This is a genomic window from Amycolatopsis sp. NPDC003676, from assembly GCF_053587275.1.
The window spans coordinates 46012-55381 of record NZ_JBSFNS010000053.1; the positions used below are offsets into that span (position 1 = coordinate 46012).

8 protein-coding genes are annotated in these 9370 nt (G+C 68.7%); 5 read left to right on the forward strand and 3 right to left on the reverse strand.

Translation table 11 applies throughout. From position 1 onward, the window contains the following. Positions 1 to 19: 19 nt before the first annotated feature. Complete coding sequence (locus ACWDNU_RS27170; RefSeq protein ID WP_449670970.1) at positions 20 to 850, forward strand: YwqG family protein; 831 nt, start codon at positions 20 to 22, stop codon at positions 848 to 850. On the opposite strand, the gene ACWDNU_RS27175 is transcribed toward ACWDNU_RS27170, so the two are convergent. Then, positions 834 to 1550, reverse strand: a complete 717-nt coding sequence (locus ACWDNU_RS27175) for an RNase H family protein (RefSeq protein ID WP_449670971.1) — start codon at positions 1548 to 1550, stop codon at positions 834 to 836. The genes ACWDNU_RS27170 and ACWDNU_RS27175 overlap by 17 nt on opposite strands. A gap of 351 nt (positions 1551 to 1901) precedes the next feature. Between ACWDNU_RS27175 and uvrA the strand changes: the two genes are divergently transcribed. Further along, positions 1902 to 4763: an excinuclease ABC subunit UvrA gene (gene uvrA / locus ACWDNU_RS27180; RefSeq protein WP_370936292.1), complete on the forward strand. Its 2862-nt coding sequence runs from the start codon at positions 1902 to 1904 to the stop codon at positions 4761 to 4763. 90 nt (positions 4764 to 4853) lie between these two features. On the opposite strand, the gene ACWDNU_RS27185 is transcribed toward uvrA, so the two are convergent. Beyond that, positions 4854 to 5486: a fibronectin type III domain-containing protein gene (locus tag ACWDNU_RS27185; protein ID WP_449670972.1), complete on the reverse strand. Its 633-nt coding sequence runs from the start codon at positions 5484 to 5486 to the stop codon at positions 4854 to 4856. Between the two features lie 113 nt (positions 5487 to 5599). Here ACWDNU_RS27185 and ACWDNU_RS27190 point away from each other — a divergent pair, with 113 nt between their 5' ends. After that, positions 5600 to 6073 (forward strand): SRPBCC family protein, encoded by a 474-nt coding sequence (locus ACWDNU_RS27190; protein ID WP_449670973.1) that lies wholly within the window; start codon positions 5600 to 5602, stop codon positions 6071 to 6073. A 52-nt stretch (positions 6074 to 6125) separates the two neighbouring features. On the opposite strand, the gene ACWDNU_RS27195 is transcribed toward ACWDNU_RS27190, so the two are convergent. Continuing rightward, positions 6126 to 7565, reverse strand: coding sequence for an MFS transporter (locus ACWDNU_RS27195; protein WP_449670974.1), 1440 nt, complete (start codon positions 7563 to 7565; stop codon positions 6126 to 6128). Positions 7566 to 7681: 116 nt separating this feature from the next. Here ACWDNU_RS27195 and ACWDNU_RS27200 point away from each other — a divergent pair, with 116 nt between their 5' ends. Both ACWDNU_RS27200 and ACWDNU_RS27205 read left to right on the forward strand, forming a co-directional pair. Beyond that, positions 7682 to 8149 carry a winged helix-turn-helix transcriptional regulator gene (locus ACWDNU_RS27200; RefSeq protein WP_449670975.1) on the forward strand — a complete coding sequence of 156 codons (468 nt, stop codon included), beginning with the start codon at positions 7682 to 7684 and terminating at the stop codon, positions 8147 to 8149. A gap of 489 nt (positions 8150 to 8638) precedes the next feature. Continuing rightward, on the forward strand, positions 8639 to 9016 hold the full coding sequence (locus tag ACWDNU_RS27205; protein WP_355282629.1) for a helix-turn-helix domain-containing protein: 378 nt from the start codon (positions 8639 to 8641) through the stop codon (positions 9014 to 9016). The last annotated feature ends 354 nt before the right edge of the window (positions 9017 to 9370 follow it).

The following is a 9370-nucleotide window of genomic DNA, read 5'->3' on the forward strand; positions in this document are numbered from 1 at the left end:
CTGCTGTCAAGATCGTCGCATGACCTCTTGGATCGACCCGCTCGCCGAGCTGGCGCGCGAGAACCTGCCGCCGGACGTGGCCGAGGCGTGGGAAACCGTCTTCCGGCCCGCGGCGCGGCTGAACACCGCCGGGAACGGCGTCCGCGTCGGCTGTCTCGGCGGGAGCCCGGCGTTGCCCGCGGACGTGGAATGGCCGGCCTGGCGTGGCGAGCTGCCGATGAATTTCGTCGCCTCAGTGGACTGCGCGGCGCTGCCCCGGGTGCCCGGCGGGATCGAGCTGCCCGCGTCGGGTTCGTTGCTGTTCTTCTACTGCGACGACTGGTTCGAGGCCGAGGGGCCGGTCGATCTGACCGCGCTCGGCGGGGTCGTGGTCGTTCCGGCAGGCGCCGAGACCGCCGAACGGGCCGCGCCGGAGGGCGTCGACGTCTATCCGCGGCTGGAGGTGTCCGCGGAAATCACCGGTACGTTCCCGAACTCCGAGCAGGAGGTGCTTCGCCGCACGCTCGCCCGCGACGGGCTCCCGCTTTCCGATCCCAGCAACTGGTCCGAGGAGTTCTTCGACCACCTGAGCGAGTCGACGGCCGCGCCGTACCACCAGATCGGCGGCTGCTCGTGGCCGATCCAGGGGCCGCCGGAGGACGAGGTCGCCGCGGCGGTCCTGCCTGACGACGCGGCCGAGGCGGAGCTCGCCGACGAAGCGCTGCGCTGGGCCTTGCTCGCCCAGATCGACAGCGACGGCGACGCGGGCTTGATGTGGGGCGACGTCGGCGTGCTGTACTGGCTGATCCGCGAGGACGACCTCGCCGCGGGCCGGTTCGACCGGGTCCGGTGCGTCATGCAGAGCGGCTGAACCCTCCGCCGCGCCGATTCCGCTGCAGCCACTCCGGCGTGCAGCAGTGTTCGCACGGTGCGAGCTCGCCCGGGATCACCGCCGCCCAGGCGATCCGGACGATCTCGTGGGTGTCGCGCCCCATCCGCTCCTGCCGCTGCTGGCCCCTGCGCAGCCAGTAGCAGTCGGCGTCGTTGTGGTAAGCGTTGCCGCCCGCCGTGCGGTATCCGGTCGGCAGGACTCCCGCGTCGAGCTGGCGGCAGTCGGCGCAGTAGGCCTTGGTCATGCCGTGCCTGCACTCGTCGTCTTCCGGCGGGGCGATCGGCCGCCCGCTGGGACGGGCTTCCGTCGCGCGGTCGGCCAGTTCGGCGAGGAGGGCGCGGGTGTCCGGATCGTCGGCCGTGCGCCAGGTGATCTGGTGGCGGGCGGCACAGGTGCGGAGCCGGGAGAGGAGGTCGTCGGACGCCTGGTCGCTCAGCGCGGTGCGCAGATACTCGCTGTCGCTGTAGAGGTGCACGCGGACCGGCCGTTTCAAGCTTTCGAGTGCTTCCAGCGCCGCCGTCACCGCCATGCGGCCTGCGGTCGTGTCCGCCGCCCCTCCGGCAAGAGACTTCTGATGCTCTCCGTACTTCAGCAGCGCGGACCAGCCGCCCGGTCCCGGGCTGTCGCCGCCTCTCCCCGCCGCGTAGATCCGCACTGCTCCGGCTTCGTCGCTCGCCACGCCCAGAACGTATCGGCCGGGTACGACAACTTCCGGAAAACCCGCCGGAACGCCCTGCCCCGCGCCGGTTCGGGAGGGCCGTGCACCCGCCGTGCACCGGGGCCGGGCAGCCTTCGCGGACCTGTATCGTGGAACCGGGCCAGCCCGCGCATCCGCTCTGCCGCGCGGGGCCTCCGACAGCGTCCGGCGACCCCGCCGCGGGCCGCTTCCCCCGGCCCCCGGAGAGCGGAAAAGCCCAGGCAGAACACGTGCGGTCCGGTTTTTGTCGGTGGTCGTCCCTACCCTGGGCACGTCCGCCGGCACCGGATCTCCCGGCGGGCCACCGAGCAGAACGATGGAAGGGACGAAGGCGTGGCTGATCGCCTCGTTGTTCGCGGAGCGCGCGAGCACAACCTCCGCGGCGTGGATCTCGATCTGCCCCGCGACAGCATGATCGTGTTCACCGGCCTGTCCGGGTCGGGCAAGTCGAGCCTTGCCTTCGACACGATCTTCGCCGAGGGGCAGCGGCGGTACGTGGAGTCGCTGTCGGCGTATGCCCGGCAGTTCCTCGGGCAGATGGACAAGCCGGACGTCGACTTCATCGAGGGCCTCTCGCCCGCGGTGTCGATCGACCAGAAGTCGACCTCGCGCAACCCGCGGTCGACCGTCGGCACCATCACCGAGGTCTACGACTACCTGCGGCTGCTCTACGCCCGCGCCGGCAAGGCGCATTGCCCGAAGTGCGGCGAGGCGATCAGCAAGCAGACGCCGCAGCAGATCGTCGACCAGGTGCTGGAGATGCCCGAGGGCACCAAGTTCCAGGTGCTCGCGCCGGTCGTGCGCGGGCGCAAGGGCGAGTACCTCGACCTGTTCCAGAACCTGCAGCAGCAGGGCTACGCGCGCGTGGTCGTCGACGGCACGGTGCACCCGCTCACCGACCCGCCGAAGCTGAAGAAGCAGGAAAAGCACCAGATCGGCGTGGTGATCGACCGGCTCACGGTCAAGACCAGCGCGCGGCAGCGGCTCACCGACTCGGTGGAAACCGCGCTGCGGCTGGCCGACGGCCTGGTCGAACTCGACTTCGTCGACCTGGACGAGAACGACCCGCACCGCGTGCGCGGCTTCTCCGAGAACCTGGCCTGCCCCAACGGCCACCCGCTGGCGATCGAGGACCTCGAACCCCGGTCGTTCTCGTTCAACTCGCCCTACGGCGCGTGCCCCGAGTGCACCGGCATCGGCATCCGCAAGGAGGTCGACCCGGAACTCGTGGTGCCGGACGACGAGCTGTCGCTGTCCGAGGGAGCCATCGCGCCGTGGGCCGGCGGGCAGAGCGCCGACTACTTCCTGCGGCTGCTGGAATCGCTGTCGGAGGCGGTCGGGTTCCGCATGGACACGCCGTGGCGGCGGCTCCCGGCGAAGGTGCAGAAGGCGGTGCTGCACGGCGTCGACGAGCAGGTGCACGTCCGCTACCGCAACCGCTACGGCAGGCAGCGCTCGTACTACGCGGCCTTCGAGGGCGTCATCCCGTTCCTGGAGCGCCGCCTCGAGCAGACCGACTCGGAGTACATGCGCGAGCGGTACGAGGGCTACATGCGCGAGGTGCCGTGCCCGGCGTGCCAGGGCACCCGGCTCAAGCCGGAGATCCTCGCGGTCACGCTGGAGCACGCGACGCAGGGCGACCGGTCGATCGCCGAGGTCTGCGCGCTGTCCATCGCGGAGGCGTCGGAGTTCCTCGACCACCTGGTCCTCGGCCCGCGCGAGGCGATGATCGCGGGCGCGGTGCTGAAGGAGATCCAGGCGCGGCTGCGCTTCCTGCTCGACGTCGGGCTCACCTACCTGTCGCTCGACCGCGCGTCCGGCACGCTGTCCGGCGGCGAGGCGCAGCGCATCCGGCTGGCGACGCAGATCGGCTCCGGCCTGGTGGGCGTGCTGTACGTGCTGGACGAGCCGTCGATCGGCCTGCACCAGCGCGACAACCACCGGCTCATCGAGACGCTCACGCGGCTGCGCAACCTCGGCAACACGCTGATCGTGGTCGAGCACGACGAGGACACCATCCGGGCCAGCGACTGGGTGGTCGACATCGGCCCGGGCGCGGGCGAGCACGGCGGGCACATCGTGCACAGCGGCCCGTACAAGAAGATCCTGAAGAACAAGGAATCGATCACCGGCGCGTACCTGTCCGGGCGGCGCCAGATCGAGATCCCGGCGATCCGGCGGCCGGTCGACAAGAAGCGGCAGCTCACCGTGGTGGGCGCGCGCGAGCACAACCTGCGCGGCATCGACGTGTCGTTCCCGCTCGGCTGCCTCGTGTCGATCACCGGCGTGTCCGGGTCGGGCAAGTCGACCCTGGTCAACGACATCCTCGCGCAGGTGCTGGCGAACAAGCTCAACGGCGCGCGCCAGGTCCCGGGCCGGCACACCCGGGTCAACGGCCTCGCCAACGTGGACAAGCTGGTGCGTGTCGACCAGTCGCCGATCGGCCGCACGCCGCGGTCCAACGCGGCCACCTACACCGGCGTGTGGGACCACGTGCGCAAGCTGTTCGCCGCGACCACCGAGGCGAAGGTCCGCGGGTACCAGCAGGGCCGCTTCTCGTTCAACGTCAAGGGCGGGCGCTGCGAGGCGTGCGCGGGCGACGGCACGATCAAGATCGAGATGAACTTCCTGCCGGACGTCTACGTCCCGTGCGAGGTGTGCAAGGGCGCCCGGTACAACCGGGAAACGCTCGAGGTGCACTACAAGGGCAAGACGGTGTCCGACGTGCTGGACATGCCGATCGAGGAGGCGGCCGAGTTCTTCGAGCCGATCAAGGCGATCCACCGGCACCTGCAGACCCTCGTCGACGTCGGTCTCGGCTACGTCCGGCTCGGCCAGCCCGCCCCGACCCTGTCCGGCGGCGAGGCCCAGCGCGTGAAGCTGGCGAGCGAACTGCAGAAGCGCTCCACCGGCAAGACCGTCTACATCCTCGACGAGCCGACCACCGGCCTGCACTTCGAGGACATCAGCAAGCTGATCGGCGTGATCAACGGTCTGGTGGACAAGGGAAACACGGTGATCGTGATCGAGCACAACCTCGACGTGATCAAGACGTCCGACTGGATCGTGGACATGGGCCCGGAAGGCGGCTCCGGCGGCGGAACGGTCATCGCCGAGGGAACGCCCGAGCAGGTGGCGGCCACCGAGGGGAGCTACACCGGCGAGTTCCTCGCGGAGGTGCTGAACCCGGCCTGACGCGCGTCAGCCGCACATCGCGATGCTGCGAGACACAAAGAGCCGCCCGGTCTCCGTGCCGGGCGGCTCTTCGCTGCGCGGGGTAAGGGGTCAGTCCTTTCCGGTCGTGCGCTCGACGACAGGGGAAAGCGGGCCGTAGGACAGCGCTCGGATGCGGAAAGCCGAGCCTTGTTCGCCGGGCAAGAGCGACAGCGCGCACTGCGTCGCGTTGGGATCGGTCACCTCGACCGGGGCGAAATCCGGCGCGCCCGGGCGGCGGATCTCCAGCAGGAAACCGGCTTCGTCGGTCGAGTGGTCGGTCCAGGCGAAGTGCAGGCTCTGGTCAGCTGCGTGGGTCGCGGTGAGGTCGGCCGGGGCGGACTTCGAGGCAGCGGGAGCGGCGGTACCGGAAGCGCCACCAGCCGTAACTGTCGCCGATACCGGACCGGCGAACGAACGGACTCGGTAGTAGAACGGCGTTTCCGGGATCAGGTTCGGGTGGGTATAAGTGGTCTGGCCGGGCGGGAGGTACTGCAGCGCGGTCCACGGGCCGTCGGCGGCGTTGGCGTATTCGAGGAGGTAGCCCGCCGCGGCCGGGTCGGGCGGCCAGTGCAGGACGACGTTCGTCGGCGAGGTGAGGGTCGCGGTGAAAGCGGGCGCTGCCGGCGGCGGTGCGGGGGAGCCGCAGCCGACTAGCGTCGCGGTCAGCACCGCGGCCAGGGCGGTTCGGGCGGCTGACGGCACGGCAGGCCTCCTCGATGGTTCAGGCGGCGGCGTACCAAGGGATGGCCAGCCTAGGAAACGGCGGTCAAGATCGACAAGCACGCGTTCCGGTGACCGGGAGAGAGGGGCGGTCTGTGGTCCTCGAGAAGAAGAGGGACGCCGAGTATTCGTTCCGGAGCGACTGGTGGCTGCCGACTCTCCCGGGACGGGTGTTCGACGCGATCGTCGACCTCGAGTCCTATCCGCGGTGGTGGCCGGACGTCCAGTCGGTGCGCCAGGTCGACGACGACACCGCCCGGATCGTCTGCCGGTCGAGGCTGCCGTACCGGATCGTCATCGCGATGCACCGGGAGCAGCAGGACGCGGCGGGGCTGCGGGTGCGCGTCCGGCTGAGCGGCGACCTCGACGGGGTGCTCGCCGGGACGATCCATGCCGAGCGCGGGGGTTCCCGGCTGGAGATCACGCAGCACGTTCAGGTGCGGAAACCGTTGCTGCGCAGGCTGGACGTCGTCGCCCGGCCGTTCTTCCGCGCCAACCACGCGTGGATGATGCGGCGCGGGCACCACGGGCTGGTCGGCTACCTCGCGGCAACAGGGCGAGCGACCTAGTGCCGCGGTCTCGTGAGTGGCGATGCGGAATCGCCACTCACGAGGCACGACGTCAGGACGCGACCGGTTCGGCGGCGGTGTCGGCTGGAGCCGCAGCGGCTCGGCGGCCCAGGATCACCGCGGCAAGGATCGCGGCGAGCGCGGTCAACCCGGCGCTGAAGCCGTAAGCCACTCGGAATCCCGACGCCAGCGCCTCCTTCTCCGAAGCACCCCCGCCGAGCAGTTCGGCCGTCCGGGTCGCGGCGGCGGTGGCCAGCACGGCGGTTCCGAGAGCGCCGCCGACCTGCTGGGTCGTGGTGATCAGTCCGGACGTCACCCCGGAGTCCTCCGGCGTCGCGGCGGACATCGCCAAGCCCATCAGCGCCGGGATCGCCATCCCCGCCCCGGCTCCCATCAGGACCAGCGACGGCAGCACGTGCGACGCGTAGCCGCCAGAAGTCTGGACTTGGGTCAGGTACAGGAAGGCGACCGACGTCGTCAGCAGCCCGGCGACCAGGACCGCGCGCGGGGAGAAGCGGGTGTTCAGCCAGTCGGCGAGACCGAGCGAGAACGCGGCGATCATGACCGGCGTCGGGACGAAGGCGAAACCCGTTGTCAGCGCGTCGAAACCGAGGACCTGCTGCAGGTACAGCGCGGTGACGAACTGGAATCCCAGGAATCCGGCGACCATCACGACCATCGTCAGGTTGGCGCCGCTGATCGCGCGCACCCGAAGCAATCGCAGCGGCAGCAACGGAGTTCGCGTCCGGGCCTGGCGCAGCAGGAACAGCAGGAGCAGGACGACGGCGGAAGCAAGCGTCGCGATCGTCAGGAAAGTCCAGCCAGCGTCGCCAGCCTGCACGATGCCCAGCACCAGCAACATCACGCCAGCGGTGACCAGCAGCGCGCCCAGGACGTCGATGCCGGTGCGCAGTCCGAGACCCCGGTCGGACGCGACGACCATCGGAGTCAGCACGAGCGCGGCGATGCCGATGGGCAGGTTGATGTAGAAGGTCCAGTGCCAATCGAGGCCTTGGGTAAGCGCGCCGCCGGCGACCATGCCGATCGACGCGCCCGCGGCTTGGGTGAAGCTGTAGACGCCGATCGCGCGGACGCGGGCGCGTGGCTCGGGATAGAGCGTCACGATCATGCCCAAGACGACCGCGGACGTCAGAGCACCGCCGACGCCTTGAATAAACCGCGCGACCACCAGCGTCGTGGCGTTGGGCGAAAGGCCAGCGGCCAGCGAAGCGGCGGTGAAAACGACGAGGCCGACGAGGAACACCCGCCGCCGTCCGACCAGATCGCCCAGGCGTCCGGACAGCAGGAGCAGGCCGCCGAACGCGACGAGGTAGGCGTTGACCACCCAGGCGAGCCCGGGCGCGCTGAACCCGAGGTCGGTCTGGATCACCGGCAGGGCGACCGCGACGATCGAGCTGTCGAGCACCACCATCAGCGAGGCGGCCGACAGCACGGCGAGCGCCGCGCCGCGATGCCGAGCGGTTTCGGGCATGACAAAGTCCTCCATAACCGGCACAGGGGAGAGTTTCCGCTGGTCGTGGCCAGGGCATCTCTTGTTACAGTGCCCATCATGTGTGACCATGGGCAAGTGCGGAAGGAGGCACTTTCATGTCCCAGGGGAACATCGCTGTGACCGACGAGGCCACGGACTTCGACCCGGCGAAATTCGCGGTGTGCACGGTGATGGAGGTCGTGAACCGGATCAGCGGGAAGTGGGTGATCGGCATCCTGCTGGAGGCGACGCGCGGTCCGGTGCGGTTCACCGAACTCGAACGCTCGGTGCAGGGGATCAGCCGCCGCATGCTCACGCTCACCCTGCGGAACCTGGAACGCGATGGCCTGCTGACCCGCACGGTCTACCCGACGGTCCCGCCGCGGGTCGAGTACGAGGCGACCGAGATGGCGCGCGAACTGTACGACTCGCTGTCCGGCCTGGTCGACTGGGCGGAACGGCATCGCGAGGCGATCGCGGTTTCGCGGCAGGGCTACGACGGCCGCACTGCCTGCTCAGGAGAGCGAGCGGCCCCGACATCCACTCCTCGCCCAACAGGGGCGAATCCTCGTCCAGGCTCTTGATCTCGGTAGCCGCGCGCACCCAGTCCGCCGCGTACCGACCGGTCAAGGCATGGACACGACTCAGCAGTACTCGACGCTCGGCCAGCGTCGTCTTCGACCAGACCTTCTCGCCGCTGCCCAGATCCGCCAGCGCCCGGTCGAGCACGGCGCTATCGACTGTCTTTTTCATTCCTTCACTGTCCCCGGGATTTACTCGGTTACAAGGAGTTACGTAACACGATCGCGCGTCAGCCGTTTTGATCGCGACGAGCCGTCGACGCCTCTCCGATCCACCGACACAGTCTGTCGAAGCCGGTGGGTTCGCGCGGGCATCATGCGCATGCTGGACAACCGATCAGATTCAAAAGTGTGGGGTTTCTGTGCGATCTGGCCAAACCACGTCAAGTGCCGAGACACAAGAAAACCCCTCCGACCGAGGTCAGAAGGGTTTTCGCTGTCGACCTACTGGGACGCTACTCAAAATACCGACAGGCAGAGCAGCTTCGGCGAGTGCTCAGGCTGCTGGCTGCCACGCCGCCGCGGCAGCCGGCCAAAGCCAGCAGCGTGGTTCAACCACGTCGGCTGGATCGGCGGCTGTCCGCCAACACCGTCGCCGAGTTGGTTCGTGCCTACCGCAGCGGCACATCGACCGGCAAGCTGTGCAAGATCCACCACCTATCCAAGGGCGGCCTGCTGAAGATCCTGGCCGAACATGGCGTCGAGATGCGGTGCCAGCCGATGACCAAGGACGAGATCAACTGGGCTGTGCGGCTTTACGGTGAGGGGAAGTCGCTCAACGCCATCGCTCGTGCCACTGGGAAGTCGAAGGGCAGCGTATGGAAGGCGTTGCGCGAGCGAGGGGTACAGCTGAGACCTGCAACGCGCTGACGAAATAGCCAGCTCGAATACCTTCCGCCACCAGTGCGTAGTGTGATTGGGTATCGCGATGACGATTGGAGCGACTACCACCTATTCGACGATCAGCAGGGGCCTCCGCCCTGCCCGCGTGGCAATCGTTATTGATGGTGGTGAGCATTGGCAATACTGGGCACGTCGGGCGCTTCACTTAGCGAACCAAGCCTGGGGTGGTGCAGGATTCGCACTAATTCCGCATCGTGACGGTCAGGTTGATCCGGCGCTACTACGGGCATGTCAAACGTACGATCCTGACTATGTAGTGACCGTGCCTTGGACACTTGAGGACTTCGAGCACTTGGCACCAGGCTTCCTTCAAGTTAACGG